General features: G+C 72.4%; 14 protein-coding genes and 2 pseudogenes. 7 read left to right on the forward strand and 9 right to left on the reverse strand.

The features are described from left to right. Positions 1-35 precede the first annotated feature (35 nt). Together ACIHFB_RS05715 and ACIHFB_RS05720 are read right to left on the reverse strand one after the other, a co-directional pair. Positions 36-791: a GntR family transcriptional regulator gene (locus tag ACIHFB_RS05715; RefSeq protein WP_365270570.1), complete on the reverse strand. Its 756-nt coding sequence runs from the start codon at positions 789-791 to the stop codon at positions 36-38. A gap of 154 nt (positions 792-945) precedes the next feature. Beyond that, on the reverse strand, positions 946-1,824 hold the full coding sequence (locus tag ACIHFB_RS05720) for an RNA polymerase sigma-70 factor (RefSeq protein ID WP_400125411.1): 879 nt from the start codon (positions 1,822-1,824) through the stop codon (positions 946-948). A 174-nt stretch (positions 1,825-1,998) separates the two neighbouring features. On the opposite strand from ACIHFB_RS05720, the gene ACIHFB_RS05725 reads away from it, so the two are divergent. Beyond that, positions 1,999-2,829, forward strand: coding sequence for an alpha/beta fold hydrolase (locus ACIHFB_RS05725; protein WP_365270576.1), 831 nt, complete (start codon positions 1,999-2,001; stop codon positions 2,827-2,829). Positions 2,830-2,916: 87 nt separating this feature from the next. Here ACIHFB_RS05725 and ACIHFB_RS05730 read toward each other — a convergent pair. Beyond that, positions 2,917-3,705, reverse strand: a pseudogene (locus tag ACIHFB_RS05730) (DMT family transporter); the annotation flags it as partial. A 47-nt stretch (positions 3,706-3,752) separates the two neighbouring features. Between ACIHFB_RS05730 and ACIHFB_RS05735 the strand changes: the two are divergent. The 3 genes from ACIHFB_RS05735 (at position 3,753) to ACIHFB_RS05745 (ending at position 8,378) form a co-directional block, all read left to right on the forward strand. Further along, positions 3,753-5,213 carry a PLP-dependent aminotransferase family protein gene (locus tag ACIHFB_RS05735; RefSeq protein WP_365270579.1) on the forward strand — a complete coding sequence of 487 codons (1,461 nt, stop codon included), beginning with the start codon at positions 3,753-3,755 and terminating at the stop codon, positions 5,211-5,213. Between the two features lie 140 nt (positions 5,214-5,353). Beyond that, positions 5,354-6,928, forward strand: a complete 1,575-nt coding sequence (locus tag ACIHFB_RS05740) for an alkaline phosphatase D family protein (RefSeq protein WP_365270582.1) — start codon at positions 5,354-5,356, stop codon at positions 6,926-6,928. Positions 6,929-7,103: 175 nt separating this feature from the next. Continuing rightward, positions 7,104-8,378, forward strand: coding sequence for a GNAT family N-acetyltransferase (locus ACIHFB_RS05745; protein WP_365270585.1), 1,275 nt, complete (start codon positions 7,104-7,106; stop codon positions 8,376-8,378). Here the strand turns inward: ACIHFB_RS05745 and ACIHFB_RS05750 are convergent. Beyond that, entirely contained in the window at positions 8,375-9,574 is a 1,200-nt protein-coding gene (locus tag ACIHFB_RS05750) for a PLP-dependent transferase (RefSeq protein ID WP_365270587.1), read from the reverse strand. The two genes, ACIHFB_RS05745 and ACIHFB_RS05750, sit on opposite strands and share 4 nt — an antisense overlap. Positions 9,575-9,633: 59 nt before the next feature. Between ACIHFB_RS05750 and ACIHFB_RS05755 the strand changes: the two genes are divergently transcribed. Together ACIHFB_RS05755 and ACIHFB_RS05760 are read left to right on the forward strand one after the other, a co-directional pair. Next, positions 9,634-10,125: an Lrp/AsnC family transcriptional regulator gene (locus ACIHFB_RS05755; RefSeq protein ID WP_365270590.1), complete on the forward strand. Its 492-nt coding sequence runs from the start codon at positions 9,634-9,636 to the stop codon at positions 10,123-10,125. A 32-nt stretch (positions 10,126-10,157) separates the two neighbouring features. Further along, positions 10,158-11,838 (forward strand): annotated as a pseudogene (locus ACIHFB_RS05760) (DUF885 domain-containing protein). On the opposite strand, the gene ACIHFB_RS05765 reads toward ACIHFB_RS05760, so the two are convergent. From ACIHFB_RS05765 to ACIHFB_RS05775, 3 genes are all read right to left on the reverse strand, one after another. Next, positions 11,839-12,672, reverse strand: coding sequence for an SDR family oxidoreductase (locus ACIHFB_RS05765; RefSeq protein WP_365270596.1), 834 nt, complete (start codon positions 12,670-12,672; stop codon positions 11,839-11,841). A 75-nt stretch (positions 12,673-12,747) separates the two neighbouring features. Further along, complete coding sequence (locus tag ACIHFB_RS05770) at positions 12,748-13,263, reverse strand: immunity 21 family protein (RefSeq protein ID WP_365270599.1); 516 nt, start codon at positions 13,261-13,263, stop codon at positions 12,748-12,750. Between the two features lie 47 nt (positions 13,264-13,310). Beyond that, positions 13,311-13,787, reverse strand: coding sequence for a rhodanese-like domain-containing protein (locus tag ACIHFB_RS05775; RefSeq protein ID WP_365270602.1), 477 nt, complete (start codon positions 13,785-13,787; stop codon positions 13,311-13,313). Between the two features lie 94 nt (positions 13,788-13,881). On the opposite strand from ACIHFB_RS05775, the gene ACIHFB_RS05780 reads away from it, so the two are divergent. Further along, a complete protein-coding gene (locus ACIHFB_RS05780) occupies positions 13,882-14,328 on the forward strand; it encodes an Lrp/AsnC family transcriptional regulator (RefSeq protein WP_365270605.1) in 447 nt (148 codons plus the stop codon). A gap of 2 nt (positions 14,329-14,330) precedes the next feature. Here the strand turns inward: ACIHFB_RS05780 and ACIHFB_RS05785 are convergent, their stop codons facing one another. Both ACIHFB_RS05785 and ACIHFB_RS05790 read right to left on the reverse strand, forming a co-directional pair. Further along, positions 14,331-17,315 carry an AAA family ATPase gene (locus ACIHFB_RS05785; protein ID WP_400125417.1) on the reverse strand — a complete coding sequence of 995 codons (2,985 nt, stop codon included), beginning with the start codon at positions 17,313-17,315 and terminating at the stop codon, positions 14,331-14,333. Then, the gene (locus ACIHFB_RS05790) at positions 17,312-18,475 is read right to left on the reverse strand and encodes an exonuclease SbcCD subunit D (RefSeq protein ID WP_365270611.1); all 1,164 of its coding nucleotides are present in this window, start codon (positions 18,473-18,475) and stop codon (positions 17,312-17,314) included. Before ACIHFB_RS05790 ends, ACIHFB_RS05785 begins: the two co-directional genes overlap by 4 nt. Positions 18,476-18,535: the final 60 nt, after the last annotated feature.

An 18,535-nucleotide genomic window follows, 5' to 3' on the forward strand; every position in this document is an offset into this window, starting at 1 on the left:
GCACTGCGCTGTCGTACGACCGTGTCATGCGGTGGTCAGGAGGCCTGGCGCTCCGGTCCCTCGTGGATCTCCACACCGCCGGAGTCCCCGAAGGTCAGCCGGCAGGTGTCCGCGCGGTACGTGGCGACGGAGAGCGCGGCGGTGCGGCCCTCGGCGATGAAGCGGGTGGTGACGATGAGGACCGGTGATCCGGGGAGCCGGTCCAGCTGCTTGGCGTCGTCCGCGCGGGCCGAGCCCAGCTCGACGGAGCTCTCCTGGCCCTCCAGCTCCAGTCGCTGCAACTCACGCAGCACGGCACGCGCGCGTGCCGGTCCGGAGGGCGCGTCGATGGCGGAGAGGTCGGGCACCGACGACTCCGGGACGTACAGCAGCTCGGCGGCGACGGGCTGGCCGTGCGTCCTACGAGAGCGGCGCACGGTATGCACCGGCTCCTGCGTGCCCGTCTCCGAGGCGACCGCCGCTGGCGGGACCTCCGTCGTGGAGTCGACGGGCTGCCAGGCATCGCCTTCCTCGCCCGGCCAGGCGTGCTGCTCGGTGCCGACGGCGACACCGACGCGCGGCGGGGCGACCGTCGTCCCGACGCCGCGGCGGCGCTGGAGCCTGCCTTCGAGTTCGAGCTGCTCAAGCGCCTGACGGAGCGTGGCTCGGGCGACGCCGAAGCGGGCTGCGAGGTCGCGCTCGTTGGGCAGAATCTCGCCCACGGTGAACTCGGAGTCCAGTGCCTCGCTGAGCACGGTCTTGAGGTGCCAGTACTTTGGTTCCGGCACCGATTCCAGCTGCGTGGTCCCCACCCTGATCCTCCGCAATCGCCGTGATCCGGCGGCGTTTTAGCGCCCTTGTTTATTAAAGGTTGTTGCACTTATCTGCGACCATAGGGCGGCCCCCACCCTTGGTCAAGACCAATCAGAACCAATCAGTGGGCTCTCGGGCCGTCGCCGGGACCTGTCAGGCCAGTGACCTGAGCTTGTCGGGGTTGCGGATGATGTAGACGGATTGGATGCGCCCGTCCAGGACGTCCAGTTGGAAGACGCTGTCCGGCCGGTCCGCGGAGAGCACCAGCACCGCGGGACCTCCGTTGAGCTCCAGGAAGCGGAAGGACAGCTCCGGTCCGCCCTGACCTGCGACGCCGACGAGGAACCGGCCCACGTTGTCGGCGGTCTCCAGGACCCGCAGCGGCGCCTTGGCCTTGCCGCCGCTGTCGCCCACGAGCCGCACGTCGGGGGCGAGCAGGGACATCAGCCCTTCGAGGTCGCCCTCCGCCGCGGCGGCGAGGAAACGTTCGGTGAGATCACGGCGTTGGGCCGGATCGACCTCGTAGCGCGGCCGTCTCCCCTCGACGTGCTTACGGGCCCGCCCGGCGAGTTGCCGTACCGCCGGCTCACCGCGGTCGAGCATGGCGGCGATGTCGGCGTACGGGTAGCCGAACGCCTCCCTGAGGACGAAGACCGCCCGCTCCAGCGGCGACAGCGACTCCAGTACGACGAGGACGGCCAGGGAGACGGAGTCGGCGAGCACAGCCCGTTCCGCGGTGTCCGGGACGCTGTCCCCGAAGTCGGTGACGTACGGCTCCGGCAGCCACGGACCGACGTACGTCTCGCCGCGCGCCTTGACCTGGCGCAGCCGGTCGATGGCGAGACGGGTGGTGATGCGCACCAGATAGCCGCGCGGTTCGCGCACCTCGCTCCGGTCGGCACCGGACCAGCGAAGCCAGGCCTCCTGGACCACGTCCTCCGCGTCGGCCACCCGCCCGAGCATGCGGTAGGCGACTCCCAGGAGGACGGGACGGTGTTCTTCGAAGAGGTCGGTCTCGGTATCGGTGGTCACGGATTCCATCCCAACCGACGCATCCGCACCTGTCCAGGCCATATCGGCGGACGGAGGGGACCCAGGGGCTACCCGCCGGTAGCGACTGCTGACAAGCTGTCTACGAGCAGTCCGTCAGCGAGTCCCGGACTCGGCAGGTCCCCGGACTCAGCGCGCCCAGACGAGGAGCAGTCAATGTCCGCCACCGTCTCCTTCAAGGTCCCCTACGCCCACGGCCCGCGGACCGTGACCCTCTCCTACGCGCGCGTGGGGACGGGCGAACCGCTGCTCCTGCTGCACGGCATCGGGCACCATCGGCAGGCCTGGGACCCGGTGATGGACATCCTGGCGACCGAGCGCGATGTGATCGCCGTGGATCTGCCCGGGTTCGGCGCGTCCCCCGCCCTTCCGGACGGCCTCGCGCACGACCTGCCCACCGTGAACGCCGCGCTCGGCGCCCTGTGCGAGGAGTTGGAGGTCGAACGGCCGCATGTGGCGGGCAATTCGCTCGGCGGGCTGCTGGCCCTGGAACTCGGGCGCGAGAAGCTCGTACGGTCCGTCACGGCCCTGTCCCCGGCCGGGTTCTGGACACCGGCCGAACGTCGCTACGCCTTCGGTGTCCTGCTGGCGATGCGCGGGCTCTCCGTCCGGATGCCGTTGCCGCTGGTGGAGCGGCTGTCCCGTACGGCGGCCGGCCGTACGGTCCTGACGAGCACGATCTACGCCCGCCCGGCCCGCCGTTCACCCGAGGCCGTGGTCGCCGAGACGCTGGCGCTCGCCAACGCCGCCGGCTTCACCGAGACGCTCCGGGCGGGCTCCGACGTCCAGTGGACCGACGACATCCCCGGCGTCCCGGTCACCGTGGCCTGGGGCTCCAAGGACCGGCTGCTCGTGCGCCGGCAGGGGGTCCGGGCCAAGCAGATCATTCCCCGGGCGCGTCTGGTGCGGCTGCCGGGCTGCGGTCACGTCCCCATGAACGACGATCCGGCGCTGGTCGCCCGTGTGATCCTCGACGGCAGTCGCTGACCGACGCCGGGCCAACGCGCCTGATCCGAGGGCGACTCCGATGCCGACGAGGGCACTGCCCGCGGCCTGGGCGGGCCCGTAGGAGCCCGTTCCGACCAGGGGCGCGGTGCAGGCGGCCGCGACCGGGATCAGGCCGGAGAACAGCGTGGCGCGCTCCGCGCCGATCCGCTGCATGCCCATGTACCAGCACACGAATCCGATGACGGTGACGACCGCCGCCTGCCACAGCAGCGCGGCGGTCTCGGTGCCGTCCGGTCGCCGCAGCCATGCGCCCCCGTCCAGGAGGAGCGCGGCCGCCAGGGACTCGACCGCGGCGACACCGCACACCGTGGCGGACAGCAACCGCGGGCCCAGCGGCCGCAGCACGGGCACGGCGAGCACCGCGAAACCGACCTCACCGGCGAGCGCACCCGCCGAGAACGCGATTCCGGCACCGTCCGTACGCCCCCAGCCCTGGACCGTGCACGCGCCGACGGCGACGAGCAAGGCGCCGTACAGGACTGCGCCTTGGGGTCGACGCCCCTCCAGGACGGGCACGAGCACCGCCACCACCACCGGCGCGCAGCCGACGAAGACGCCCGGCACGGCCGGTTCGGCGGTGCGCTCCGCCGCGATGACCGCCAGGTTGAAGCCGACCATGCCCACGGCCGCGAGCAGCGCCAGACGGGTCCACTGGCGGGGCGTGAGCTTCCGCAGCCGGGCCGTGGCGTTCCGGCCGACCAGCGGGAGGAACAGCAGACAGGCCAGGCCGTAGCGGAGGAACTGGCCACCGGCGTACGGGTATTCGCCGAGGACGCTGTTGGCGGTGAAGGACCCTCCTACGAGGACACAGGCGAGCGCGGCGAGCAGGGCGCCGCGTGTGGTGGTGGCGTTCATGGAGAAGACGCTAGGCAGCGCGGCGGTCCGGTTTAAGGTCCACTTTCATGAGGCCATCGCAGACCAATCCGGGTGAGGAGCCGTCGACGACCGAGGGGCGTCCGGGGTCCGTAGCCTGGGAGCTGCTCCTGCCGGCCGCCTCGGCGCCGGCACGCGCGCGTGGACGTTCGTTGCAGGCGGCGCTGCGGGAGGCGGTTCGTGCGGGCAGGCTCACGCCGGGAACCCGGATGCCGTCGAGCCGTGATCTCGCCGCCGACCTCGGCGTGTCGCGCGGTCTGATCACGGAGGCGTACGAGCAGCTGACGGCGGAGGGGTACCTGCGCAGCGGTCGGGGTGCCGGGACCTGGGTGGGCGGTGCCGTACGGGCGGCGCGGCCACGCGCGCGTGACCTCGCTCCGCGCCCGCCCGGCGCTCGGGCCGACTTCGTGCCCGGGACGCCGGATCTGTCGCTGTTCCCGCGTGCCGCGTGGGCGGCGGCCCACCGCGGTGTGCTGGCCGAGCTGCCGCACCGCGACCTCGGCTATCCGGATCCGCGCGGCCTGCCCCGGCTGCGTACGGCGCTGGCCGAACTGCTCGCCCGCCGCCGCGGTGTGGTCGCGGACCCGGAGCGGATCGTGGTCGTCTCCGGCGTGGCCCAGGCGACGGCCCTGCTCGGATTCGTGCTCCACGCGCGCGGGATGCGCACCGTCGGCGTCGAGGACCCGGGCAGCCCGGGCCATGACGCCCTGTACGCCGCGACCGGCGTTATCACCGTCCCGGTGCCCCTGGACGACGAAGGGCTCGCCGTCGGCCCGCTGAAGGCCTCGGGCGTACGGTCGGCCGTGGTGACCCCGGCCCACCAGTACCCCACGGGGATCGCCTACTCCGCGCGGCGCCGCACGGAACTGCTCGACTGGGCACGGTCCGTGGACGGTTTCGTCCTGGAGGACGACTACGACGGCGACTTCCGCTACGACCGCGCGCCCGTCGGTGCGCTCCAAGGACTCGACCCGGAACGCGTCGCCTACGCGGGGTCGGTGAGCAAATCCCTCGCTCCGGGGCTGCGACTCGGCTGGCTGCTGGTACCGGAGTCGATCGCCGACGAGGTGATCGAGCGCAAGCGCACCATCGATCTCGGTCATCCCACCGTCGACCAGGCGCTGTTCGCCCGGTTCCTGGAGCACGGCGACTACGACCGTCAGTTGCGCCGCTGCCAGCGCGCGTACCGCGAGCGGCGCGACACGCTCGTCGCCGCCCTGGAGGAGCACTTCCCCGGCTCCGAGGTGTCCGGGATCGCCGCGGGGCTGCACGTCATCGCCACCCTCCCCCGCCGCTACGGCCCCGAGGACGACTTCCTCGCGCGCATGGTCGAGGCCGGTGTCCGGGTGCACCCGCTCAAGGACTGCACGCACGCACCCGCCGACGTCGGCGGCGGTGAGGACGTACGGCTGGTGCTGGGCTACGCCCATGTGTCACCGGCGGGCATCCGGGCGGGCGTACGGCTGATGGCGGAGGCCGCCGGGGCGTGACGACGGCGATCCGCGCCGGCCGACCGGTCTGTTCCCTTTTTCCCGCGGCCGGTTGTTCACTTGTGGTTTCCGTGTGCGCTGCGGGGCGCGAGTAGTTGTGGCATCGCACACTGGCCGGATTCCGTCCCGGAGGCGCAAACATGTCGCACCGTCCCTTGCCCGCCCGCCGCAGCGTCCTGCGCGGCTCCCTCGCCGCCTCGGCGGCCCTGACCCTGCCATCCGCCCTCGGCGCGGCACCGGCATTCGCGCTGTCCGGGCGTCCCAAGGCCGGCTGGGGCGTTCAGACGGGAGACGTGACCTGCAACTCGGGTCTGGTGTGGGTACGTTCCGACCGTCCCGCCCGGATGATCGTCGAGACGTCGGCCACCGAGTCGTTCCGCAATCCGCGCAGATGGCACGGCCCGCTCCTCGGCGCCGACACGGACTTCACCGGCACGACCCGGCTGCGCGGGCTCCCGTCCGGCGAGCAGATCAACTACCGCGTCCTGCTGGCCGACCCGGACGACCCGCGCCGCACCGGCGAGCCGGTCACGGGCACCTTCCGTACGGCGTCCGCCAAGCGGCGTGACGGCATACGGTTCGTCTGGTCCGGCGACCTGGCGGGACAGGGCTGGGGCATCAACCCGGACTTCGGCGGCTACACCATCTACAACGCGATGGGCGCGCTGGACCCGGACTTCTTCCTGTGCAGCGGCGACAACATCTACGCCGACGGGCCGATCACCCAGTCCGTCGCCCTGCCCGACGGCAGCACCTGGCGGAACATCACCACCGACGAGAAGGCCAAGGTCGCGGAGACCCTCGCCGAGTTCCGCGGCAACTTCCGCTACAACCTGCTCGACGAGAACCTCAAGCGCTTCAACGCCCAGGTCCCCTCCATCATCCAGTGGGACGACCACGAGGTGTCCAACAACTGGTTCCCCGGCGAGATCTTCGCCGACACCCGCTACACCGAGAAGAACCTCGACGTCCTGGCCGCGCGGGCCCGGCAGGCGTTCTCGGAGTACTTCCCGATCTCGACCCTGCGCCGCCCCGACGGCCGGGTGTACCGCGTGGTCAACCACGGGCCGCTCCTCGATGTGTTCGTGCTGGACATGCGGACCTACCGCAACGCCAACTCGGCGGACAACCAGACCACCGACGCCCAGGGCATCCTGGGTGCCGAGCAACTGGCCTGGCTCAAGCGCGAACTCGCCCGCTCCCGGGCGGTGTGGAAGGTGATCGCCTCCGACATGCCCATCGGCCTGGTCGTGCCGGACGCCACGGACGGCCCGGCGAACATCGAGGCCGTCGCGCAGGGCGACCCGGGCGCCCCACTCGGCCGTGAACTTCAGATCGCCGAGCTGCTGCGGTTCATCAAGCACCGTCGGATCACCGGCACCGTGTGGCTGACGGCCGACGTGCACCACACCTCGGCGCAGCACTACCAGCCGTCGCGGGCCGCGTTCACCGACTTCGAGCCGTTCTGGGAGTTCGTCTCCGGTCCGCTCAACGCGGGCGCCTTCCCGGCCAGCGCCCTCGACGGCACCTTCGGCCCGGACCGGGTGTTCGTGAAGGCCCCGACCGCGTCCAACGTCTCCCCCGCCGGCGGCTACCAGTTCTTCGGCGAGGTCGACATCGACGGCCACAGCGGAGAACTGACGGTGCGACTGCGCGAGCAGGACGGCACGGTGCTGTTCACCCAGGTGCTCCAGCCGGGCCGCGTCGGCCAGTAGGTCCCGTACCCTCGTATCAGTGCCGCGCACCGGCGTCATCCCCTGGTGCGCGGCAGCGGCGTTTCGGCCGAAAAACGGCCGCGATGTTTGAGCCATAAATCGGACAGAACCCTGCTTTACCCGTAGGTCACAGTACGTTCGTGATCACGCAACACCCTTCCTTCACAGTGGGTGCATGAGTCGAGACATATCTGATGTGACGCGTGTGAAGCACGGACGTTCGGTGCACCAATGGCGGCGGGACATCACGGCGGCGTTCCACACATGGTGGACACGACGCCACGGTCATGCCCCGCCGACGGGTGATACCGGCACCCGGCCGCTCCCCACGGAGCACGCCGGGACCGGGGAGAGCGCGCTGTGGCGGATGCGGACGACGGTGAAGGACGCGCCGGGGTCGCTGGCCGCGCTGTGCGCCGCCCTCGCCGGGCGGCAGGTCGACATCCTCAGCCTCCAGACGCACCCGTTGGCCGAGGGCACGGTGGACGAGTTCCTGCTGCGGGCTCCCGGTGAGCTCGCGCCGGCCGACATGACCCGGGCGATCGCGCAGGCCGGCGGCACCGGCACCTGGATCGAGCGGGCCGACGCCCACGACCTGGTCGACGCACCGACCAGGGTCCTCGGCCTCGCCACGCGCACCGCCCTGGACGCGGCGGAACTCCCGCTCGCACTACGGCAGTTGCTGGGCCGGTGCACGATCCGCTCGCTCCCCGCGGTCCCGCCGGGCGGCGGCCGGGCGCCCGACGGCGTCCCGATGGAGGGGGTGTTGGAGGACACCGTGATGCGGCTGCGGGCCCCGGAAGGCGGAGTGATCACCGTGGAGCGGCCCTATCTGCCGTTCACCCCGACCGAGTTCGCCCGCGCACGGGCGCTGGTGGAGTTGGACGCCCGGCTCGGCCCGCGCGTTCCAAGCGGCCAGGACGTGCTCACGCTCCCCGAGGGCAACGCGATCACCATCCGCAGGGCCGACCCGAGTGACCTGGAATCCGCGACGGCGATGCACACGCGGTGCTCTGCGCGGACGCTCGGCATGCGCTACCACGGGCCGGTCGGTGACGCCGACCGCTACCTCCACCACCTGCTCAGCCCGCGCTTCGGGCGGACGCTCGCCGTGCAGACCGCCTCGGGGCGCGTCGTCGGCCTCGGCCATCTGCTGTGGGACGGGGACGAGACGGAGGTCGCGCTGCTGGTCGAGGACGAGTGGCAGCGGCGGGGCATCGGCGGGGAGTTGCTCCGCAGGTTGGTGGGGATGGCGGTCGAGGCGGGCTGCGAGAGTGTGTACGCGGTGACTCAGTCGTCCAACACCGGGATGGTGGCCGCGATGCGGGGGCTGGAACTGCCGCTCGACTACCAGATCGAGGAGGGGACGTTGGTTGTCACCGCGCGGCTGGCTTCGCAGGACGGTGCGGAGCGGGTCGGTTCTGGGTGGCCTGAGCGCCGTAGGGGTTAATGCCGGATGGCGGCTGCCGGTGCTCCGTGGCTGGTCGCGCAGTTCCCCGCGCCCCTGCCTGGGTTCCTGCCCAGCGCGTCATCCAGATCCGTCCAGAGATCCTCTACGTCCTCCAGGCCCACCGACATCCGTAGCAAGCGGTCGCTCACCCCGGCGTCCCGTCGGTCGTCCGCGTCCACGACGCGGTGGCTGATGGACGCCGGGTGCTGGATGAGGGTGTCCACGCTGCCGAGGCTCACGGCCGGGGTGATGAGGCGGACGCCGCCGATGACCTCGTGGGGGTCGCCATGGACCTCGAAGGCGATCATCGCGCCGCCGATGCGCGGGTAGTGGACGCGGGAGACGCGCGGGTCGGCGGCGAGGCGGCGGGCGAGTTCGGCGGCGTTCGCGGACGCCGCCCGTACCCGCACGGGCAGCGTCGCGAGACCGCGCAGCAGCAGATAGCCGGCCAGCGGGTGCAGGACACCGCCGGTGGCGAACCGGACCTGCCGTAGCCGCCCGGCGAACTCCTCGTCGCAGGCGACCACACCGGCCATCACATCACCGTGCCCGCCGAGGTATTTGGTGGCGCTGTGCAGTACGAGCCGCGCGCCCTGCTCGGCGGGGCGCTGGAGCACCGGCGTGGCGAAGGTGTTGTCGGCGAGCAGTGGCACCGAGCCGCAGGCGTGGGCGACGGCCCGCAGGTCGAGTTCGGCCAGCGTCGGGTTGGCCGGGGACTCGACCATGACCAGCCCGGTGTCCGGCCGCAGGGCCTCCGCGATCCCGGCCGGGTCGGTCCAGGTCACCTCCGAGCCCAGCAGCCCGGCGTTGAGGAGATGGTCGCTGCAGCCGTACAGGGGCCGTACGGCCACGACATGGCGCAGGCCGAGCGAGCCCCGTACCAGAAGCACCGCGCTCAGCGCCGCCATCCCGCTGGCGAACGCGACGGCGGACTCGGTGCCCTCGAGACGGGCGAGGGCGGTTTCGAAGCGAGCGACTGTCGGGTTGCCCAGCCGTCCGTAGACCGGAGGACCGTCCGGTGTCGCACCGGTGGCGGCGAAGGCGTCGATGCGGGCGGCTTCGCCTCGGCTGTCGTACGACGGATAGGTGGTGGACAGGTCGATCGGCGGGGCGTGCAGGCCCTGGCGGGCGAGGTCGTCCCGGCCGGCGTGTACGGCCTCGGTGGCGAGTGCTCTCGATGCGATGGGCGTGTCCATGAGGGAAGAGTGAACGTCGACCGGGGATTCGCCGCCGATCTCCGTGCTACGTTCGACCGATGACCGAATCTGTCGAACTGGATCCGGTGGATCTCGAACTGCTGCGACTGCTTCAGAACGACGCCCGGACCACCTACCGCGACCTCGCCGCGCAGATCGGCGTGGCACCGTCGACCTGTCTGGACCGGGTGACCAGGCTGCGACGCGCCGGCGTGATCCTCGGGCATCGCCTGCAGCTGGATCCGGCCAAGCTGGGGCGGGGTCTGGAGGCGTTGCTGTCGGTCCAGGTCAGGCCGCATCGGCGGGAGTTGGTGGGACCGTTCGTGGAACGCATCCGGGCGCTGCCCGAGTCGCTGACCGTCTTCCATCTGACCGGCCCGGACGACTATCTGGTGCATGTCGCGGTCGCCGACATGGCGGATCTCCAGCGACTGGTCCTCGACGGGTTCACCTCACGCCGGGAAGTGGCCCGGGTGGAGACGCGGTTGATCTTCCAGAAGTGGGACTGCGGACCGCTGCTGCCGCCCTCGCCGTCGGCTCAATCCGGATGACGCGCGGCGGCCCCTCGTATGAGGATGTCCGCATGTCAGAGACGAAGAGCCCGCTGCCCCGAGAGGTCGCCGACGCCTACGTCGACGAGCTCATCGCCCTCGATCCGATCACCGGTACGTATCTCGGCACGAAGGAGAGTTCGAGCCGGCTGCCCGACACCTCGCCCGCGGGCCAGGAGGCGCTCGCGGAGCTCCAGCGGGCCACGCTCGCGAAACTCGACGCGGCCGAGCGGCAGACCGGCGCGGACAGTGACATCGAGCGCCGGTGTGCACGCCTGCTGCGTGAGCGGCTCACCGCGGAGCTGGCCGTGCACGAGGCCGACGAGGGCCTGCGTGCGGTCGGCAACCTGCACACGCCGCCCCACTCGGTGCGGGAGGTCTTCACCGTCACGCCGAACCGGACGGAGGAGGACTGGACAGCCATCGCCGAGCGGCTGCGCGCGGTGCCCACCGCCCTCGCGGGCTACCGCGAGTCCCTCCAACTCGGCCTGGAACGCAAGCTGTACGCGGCCCCGCGCCCCACCGCCACCTTCGTCGAGCAGCTCACCGAGTGGGCGGACACGGGCGAGGGCCGCGGCTGGTTCGAGGACTTCGCGTCCTCGGGGCCCGACGCGCTGCGCGCCGAACTGGACGAGGCCGCACACGGAGCGACCGCGGCCGTGGTGGAGCTGCGGGACTGGATGCGCGACGTGTACGCACCGACCGTCGAGGGCGCGCCGAACACGGTGGGCCGGGAGCGGTACGCCCGCTGGTCGCGCTACTTCAACGGCACCGATCTCGACCTGGACGAGGCGTACGCGTACGGCTGGTCCGAGTACCACCGGCTGCTGGGCGAGATGAAACTCGAGGCGGAGAAGATCCTTCCCGGCGCCGGGACGCCGTGGGTGGCACTCGCGCACCTCGACGTGCACGGCCGGCACATCGAGGGCGTCGAGGAGGTGCGTGAGTGGTTGCAGGGCCTGATGGACCAGGCGATCGAGGCGCTCGACGGGACGCACTTCGAACTCGCCGAGCGGGTACGGAAGGTGGAGTCCTGCATCGCCCCGCCCGGCGGCGCCGTACTACACGCCCCCGTCCGAGGACTTCTCGCGGCCCGGCCGCACCTGGCTGCCGACCATGGGCCAGACCCGCTTCCCGGCGTACGACCTCGTCTCGACCTGGTACCACGAGGGCGTCCCCGGCCATCACCTCCAGCTCGCCCAGTGGACGCACGTCGCCGGGAACCTCTCCCGCTACCAGGCCACCATCGGCGGGGTCAGCGCCAACGCCGAGGGCTGGGCGCTGTACGCGGAGCGGCTGATGGACGAACTCGGCTTCCTCACCGACGCGGAGCAACGGCTCGGCTATCTCGACGCGCAGATGATGCGGGCCACGCGGGTCATCGTCGACATCGGCATGCACCTGGAGCTGGAGATTCCGGCCGACTCCCCCTTCCACCCCGGCGAGCGCTGGACGCCTGAGCTGGCCCAGGAGTTCTTCGGCGCGCACAGCAGCCGTCCGGCGGATTTCGTGGAGAGCGAGCTGACGCGCTATCTGACCATTCCGGGCCAGGCCATCGGCTACAAGCTCGGCGAGCGGGCCTGGCTCCTGGGCCGCGAAAAGGCTCGCGGGCGACACGGCGACGCCTTCGACCTCAAGGCCTGGCACATGGCGGCCCTGTCCCAGGGCTCCCTGGGCCTGGACGACCTGGTGGACGAGCTGTCTGCACTCTGATCAGCGCCGGAATCCGCCCTCCGAGTCGATCACCTGACCGGTGACCCACTCCGCCTCGTCCGTCGCGAGCCACGCGATGAGACGGGCGGGGTCGTCGGGCATGCCCCACCGCCCGCCGGGGAAGCGGGCCGCGACGGCCTGGTAGGCGTCGCCGGTCAGGTAATCCGTGTCCACGGGGCCGGGGTTGACGGTGTTCACCGTGATCGCCCGCTCGGCGAGCGTGGTCGACAGGGACCGGGTGATCGAGGCGAGGGCGCCCTTCTGGAGGGCGTAGGCGATCTCGCCCGGCATACCGCCCGCGATGTCCTGACCGGAGGTCATCATCACCACGCGTCCGCCCCGGGGGCGCTCCGGCTGCCGGGCGTAGGCCTGGACGAGGAGCAGCACCGAGCGGGTGTCGACCGCCCAGTGCGCGTCGAGCATCGCCGCGTCGATCTCGTCGAGCGGTCCGTCCGAGCCGCTGAGGGCGTGGTTGGCGACGAGGATGTCGAGCCGTCCGCCGAGCGCTGAGGCGGCTGTGGCGACGAGTTCGGCGGGTGCCGAGGGGGCGGCGAGGTCGCCGGGCCCCGCGTGGACCCGGGCCTCGGGGTCACCGAGTGCCGCGCGCACGGAAGCGGTCACGTCCTCGGGCCGGTCGGCTCCCCAGGGCATGGCGGCGTCGTGCGGCACATGGTGATGCAGATAGACGCTCGCGCCGTACGCGGCGAGCCGTCGGGCCACCGCATGACCGATACCGCCGCGCCGGCTGGCGCCGGTCACCAGGGCGGTGCGGCCACGCAGCGGCAGGGGGTCACGGAGCAGGGCTTCAGGGGCGGGGTGCGGGAGTCGCGGCATGGTCGACCATGATGGGCAGCGGGCGGAAGCCGCGCATCCGAATTTCCCGGGGTGCCCCGGGAAGCGACCCGAAGGTCAGTCCGCGAGCCGTCGCAACTGCACCAGCCCCAGCCATGTCTCCGGCCCGGGCTGCACCTGCGCCGCCCGGACCCCGTAGGCCCCCGCGTCCAGGGCGATCCGCACATGGCCGGCCCGCTCGGAGTCCCGGCCGGGCCAGGCCGAGTCGAACAGCAGCACCGGCCCGGGCACGCTCCAGCGCACCTCGTCCGACCAGACCGCCGTGGCGAGGGCCGCCGGCACCCGGGCCAGCAGTTCGTCCTCGGAGTCGGCGGCGCACCACCGTACGAACGTGTCGTGGGCGGGCAGGAAGGCGGTCGAGGCGGGCTCGTCGCCCAGGACCAGGGCGGCGGAGTCGCCGACCGGGAGCAGCCCGACGAAGCCGTCGATCTCACAGGCCCGGTCGTAGTCCGAGGCGGTCTCGTCGCCGTCGGCGCCCGCCCAGAACGGCAGGACCGTCTCCGGCACCGCTATGAGCGGCCCGCCGCCCGACTCGACCCACTCCACCACGCCCGGCTCCGCGTATCGCACCATGGCGCAGAAACCTACACGCACAGCGGCCTCACATGTCACGGCGCCTTTCAGCAGCCGCAGTCCTCCGCGTCCACGGGCGCCGTCAGGGGGTCGGCGGCTCGGCGTTGGCGGTTCTGCCAGGTCTCGAACTCGAAGCCCTCGCGCACCCAGTACTCGAAGCCGCCCAGCATCTCCTTGACCTGGAAGCCGAGTTCGGCGAGGGCGAGGGCGGCCCGGGCCGCGCCGTTGCAGCCGGGGCCCCAGCAGTACGTCACGACGGGCACCGACCTGTCGAGGAGTTGCCCGGCCTGTTCGGCGATGAGGGCGGTCGGGAGGTGGACGGCACCCGGGATGTGGCCCTGGTCGAAGGACTCGGTGGACCGGGAGTCCAGCACGACGAACCCCGGGTCGCCGTCGGCCGAGAGCGCGGCGGCCACATCGGAGACGTCGGCGTGAAAGACGAGGCTCGCGCGGAAGTAGTCGGCGGCCTCGGCCGGCGTTGCGGGGGCGATGCGCAGGACGGGGTTCGGGGTGGTGGTCGTCATGGCCACGAACCTACGGCTGTTGATCCGCCCCCTGAAGCGGCAATCCCCGGCACTCCCCTTGATCGCCCGGGGATTCCCCTGCTATCTCTCGCAGATGACCACGTTTTCCCCGGACGCCACCGACTGGCGCATCCTCGACGTCCTCCAGCGGGAGGGCAGGGCCAGCTTCGCCGAGCTGGCCCGCGCCGTGTCCATGTCGCCGAGCGCGGTCACCGAGCGGGTGCGGCGGCTGGAGGAGGCGGGCGTCATCCAGGGCTATGCGGCGGTCGTCGACCCGGACCGGCTGGGGCTGTCGATCATGGCGTTCGTGCGGCTGCGCTATCCGACCGGCAACTACAAGCCGTTCCACGACCTCGTCGCCGTAACGCCCGAGATCCTGGAGGCACACCACGTCACGGGCGACGACTGCTTCGTCATCAAGGTGGCCGCCCGCTCGATGCGCCACCTGGAGGAGGTGTCCGGAAAGATCGGCGCCCTGGGTTCGGTCACCACGAGCGTCGTGTACTCGTCGCCCCTGCCCCGCCGCCCGCTCGGCCGCTGACGTCAGCCCACGCCCCGCTGCCGCAGCTGGGACCCCGCTCTGCCCTTGACGACCTCCAGCTGCGCGTGAATACGTCTGCGCAGGTCGGCGACGTGGCTGACGATGCCGACGCTGCGGTCGCGCTCGCGCAGTGAGTCGAGCACGTCGAGCACTTCGTCCAGGGTCTGTTCGTCGAGGCTGCCGAAGCCCTCGTCGATGAAGAGGGTGTCCAGCCGGACGCCGCCGGCCTCGTCCGTGACGACGTCCGCGAGGCCCAGGGCGAGGGCGAGCGAGGCGAAGAACGTCTCGCCGCCGGACAGGGTGGCCGTGTCCCGCTCCCGCCCGGTCCAGGCGTCGACGACATGCAGTCCGAGGCCGCTGCGACCGCGGCCGGCGCGGTCGTCGGAGTGGACGAGGGTGTAGCGGCCGGAGGACATCCGCAGCAGCCGTACGGTCGCGGCGGCCGCCACCTGTTCCAGACGGGCGGCCAGCACATACGACTCCAGGCGCATCTTGCGTTCGTTGTCCGCCGAGGTGCCCGCGCTCAGGGCGGCGAGGCGGGCCACCCGGTCGTACTCCTCGCGCAGCGGCGCCAACCGACGTACACCCGCCGCCGATCGGGCGGAGAGCCGGTCGAGTTCGGTGCAGCGCCGGGCCGAGGCGTCGCGGGCGGAGGCGGCGTCGCGCAGCCGCTGGGCCGCGGCCGACGCGGCCCGCTCGGCCGCTTCGAGATCGGCGGGCGGCTGCTGGGCGGCGGCCGCGGTGTCGGCCTCGGCGAGGACCGCGCGTACGGCGGCCTCCTCGGACTGCCATGCGTCCAGCCGCCGTTGCAGCTCCCGGTGGGACGCCTCGTCGAGGAGGGCGGCCGCCGCGGCCTGCGGGGTGTCGAACCCGGCGCGGAAGGCGGCCTCGGCAAGCCGGCCGTCGGCGGCCTTGAGTCGCTCGGCGCTCTCCTCCGCGGCCCGCGCGGCGTCGGCGGCGTCGGAGAGCAGGGCGACCTGCCGCTCCAGCTGCGCCGACCGTGCGGCCACGCTCACCGAGGCGCCCCGGGCCTGCGCCAACTCCTCCTCCAGCGCTGCCTTCTCGAGCTCCAGGCGCTCCCGATGGCCTACTCGGGAGGCGGCTCGAACGGCAGCATCCTGCCGTACGGCGGTGCGCCGCTCGTGCTCCTGCTCCGCCCGGCGCAGCTCCTCGTGCCCGGAGTGCAGCCCGGAGGCGTCCCGGCGCGCCCGCTCGTACAGCCGCTCCAACTCCTGTGCTTCCCCGGCGAGTTGGGCTGTGGGTGCGTCCCCGGCCTCGGCGGTGGCGGCGGCCAGGGCCTCCCGTACGAGGCCGAGGCGTCGCTCGTCCTCGGCGCGCTGCTCGTCGGCGCGCTGGAAGGCAGCGAGTGCGCGCTCCTCCGCCTCCCGGTCGACGTGCCCGGCGACCTTCCGTGCGGGAGCGGGGTGTTCGGTGGCTCCGCAGACGGCGCAGGGCTCGCCGTCGGTGAGGTTGGCGGCGAGTTCGGCGGCGATGCCGTTCAACCGCTGTTCCTTGAGGTCGAGCCAGTGGGTGCGGGCCTCGACGGCACGCTCGGCCGAGGCGAGCGCCTGCCGCTGCGCGGCTTCGGTGTCGCCCCCGAACTGGTCCCGCTGCCGGGCCGCCCTGAGCCGCCGCTGTGCGGGATCGCGCTGTACGGCGAGCTGCTCGGCCAGGGTCGCGGCCTGCTGGGCGGAGTCGATGCGGGTCTGGAGGGCGGTGCGGGTCGCCTCCCACTCGGCGAGCCAGCTCTCCGCCTCCTGGAGGACGTCCTCGTCCGCGCGCTCCTGACGGTCCAGGTCGGCCCGCTCGGCGACGAGTTCGCCCAGCCGGTGTTCGCCGCGGCGGGCCGACTCCAGGCCGCCCAGTTCCTCGGCGGCCCTGCGTGCGGCGCCCGCGAGCCCGCCCGCGCCGGAGCCGGCGAAGGTCTCCGGCAGCAGGGCACGCGCGTGTGTCTGTGCCGCGGCCGCGCGCCGGTGTTCGGCGTCGGCGGCCTCGCGCAGCTCCAGCGCGGGTGCCACCACCTCCGCCTTGCGCGCCCGCTCCATGCGCGCCTGCGCCTCCCGGTAGGCGCCGACGCGCTCCTCCATCAGCTCCGCACGCTCGCGTGCCTGAGCGAACCGCTGTTGCAGCCGCGCCACTTCACGTACGTCGGCCAGGGCCCGGTCGACGGCGGCGTGCGCGGACTCGGCGGCCGTGAGACGGCAGTGGGCGATCGTCAGCTGTTCGCGGGCCGTGCTGCGGGCGACGGCGGCGGCGCTCATGACGGCGGCGGCCAGGCCGGGGTCGCCCGGCGTCAGCTCCGGCAGGTCCATGGCGTCGCCCGCCGCCTGCTGCATACGGTGCACATCGGCCAGCAGCGCGCCGTCGCCCTCCCGCACCCGCGCCTCGGTCGCGCGTCGGCGCTCGGCGAGGCTCTTCTCCACCTCCGCGAAGCGATGCGTGTCGAAGAGGCGGCCCAGCAGTCTGCCGCGCGCCTCGGCGTCCGCGCGCAGGAAGCGGGCGAAGTCGCCCTGGGGCAACAGCACGACCTGGCAGAACTGCTCCCGGCTCATACCGAGCAGCTGGGTGATCTCCTCGCCGATCTCCTGGTGGGAGCGGCTGAGGTCCTTCCAGGTGCCGGCGCCCGTCTCGTACTCGCGCAGCCCGCTCTGGGCCTTCTCCAGGGTCGTGCCCGCACCGCGCTTCTTGGGCCGCTCCCAGGGCGGCTGTCGGGTCAGCTCCAACCGGCGTCCGGCGACGGTGAGTTCGAGGGTCACCTCGGTGCGGGTGTCGGCCGCCGCATGGTCGCTGCGCAGCGAACCGCCTTGGCGCGCACCGGGCACCGAGCCGTACAGCGCGTAGCACACGGCGTCCAGGACGGATGTCTTCCCGGCACCGGTCGGTCCGTGCAGGAGGAAGAGCCCCGCCGTCGAGAGCTCGTCGAAGTCGACGGACTGGGACCCTCCGAAGGGCCCGAAGGCGGTCAGGTCCAGCCGGTGCAGCCTCATCGCGCCACCTCGCGCACAACCCCGCCCGCGCGCACCGCGTCGAACGCGTCCCGCAGCACGGTCCGCTCCTCTCCGTCGGGCTCGGCGCCGCGCACATGGGCCACGAAGTCCTCGGCGATCTGCTGGTCGCTGCGGCCCGCGAGCCGCTTGGCGTACGACACGTCCGGGTCGTCCGGGGTCCGCTCGGGGTCGAAGACGAGGCTGAGCGTGTGCGGGAAGCGCTCGGTGAGCCGGGCCATGGGGTCGGCCGGGCGGACCGGGTCGGTGAGCGTGGCCTCGACCCACGCCTCCTCGTGCCGCGCCAGATCCGGGTCGGCGAGCAACTCCTCCAGGGAGCCCCTGATCCGGGCCAGCGCACGGGGTACCGGGCAGTCGACGCGCTCGGCGGTCACGGCCCCGTCGGCGCCCAGGTCGACGAGCCACATGGTCTTGCGGTGGTCGGCCTCCGAGAAGGAGTACGGCAGCGGGGAGCCGGAGTAGCGCACGCGCTCCGTGATGGTCTGGCAGCCGTGCAGATGCCCGAGCGCCGCGTAGTCGACACCGTCGAACACCCCGGCGGGCACCGAGGCCACCCCGCCGACCGTGATGTCCCGTTCGCTCTCGCTGGCCTCGCCGCCGGTGACGAAGGCGTGCGCGAGGACAACGGAACGGGTGCCGCGCGCGCGTGCCGCGAGGTCGGCGCGGACCCGGTCCATGGCGGCGGCGAGGACGGCCTCGTGCCCGGCCTTGTCCACGCCGAACTCGTCCTTCACCAGCGCCGGTTCGAGATACGGCAGGCCGTAGAACGCCACATCCCCATGCGCATCGGAGAGCACGACCGGCGTCCCGCACGCGGACGGCTCGGTGCGCAGGTGGACACCCGCGCGCCCGATCAGGCCGGCGCCGACGCCGAGCCGGCGGGCCGAGTCGTGGTTCCCGGAGATCATCACCGTCGGCACACCCAGGTCGGCGAGCCGGTGCAGGGCGTCGTCGAACAGCTCGACCGCGGCGAGCGGCGGCACCGCCCGGTCGTACACGTCTCCCGACACGACCACCGCGTCCACCTCGCGCTCGCGCACGGTCGTGACGAGGTGGGCGATGAAGTCGGCCTGGGCACCGAGCATGTTCACGCGGTGGAACGCCCGGCCCAGGTGCCAGTCGGAAGTGTGCAGGAGCCTCATGATCCCCGAAGGGTAACGGCCGGGTCTGACATCACGAGTGGTTACTCCCGTATCGGCCCG

Origin of the sequence: Streptomyces sp. NPDC051963 (genome assembly GCF_044593495.1) — a bacterium.
Lineage (GTDB): Bacteria > Actinomycetota > Actinomycetes > Streptomycetales > Streptomycetaceae > Streptomyces.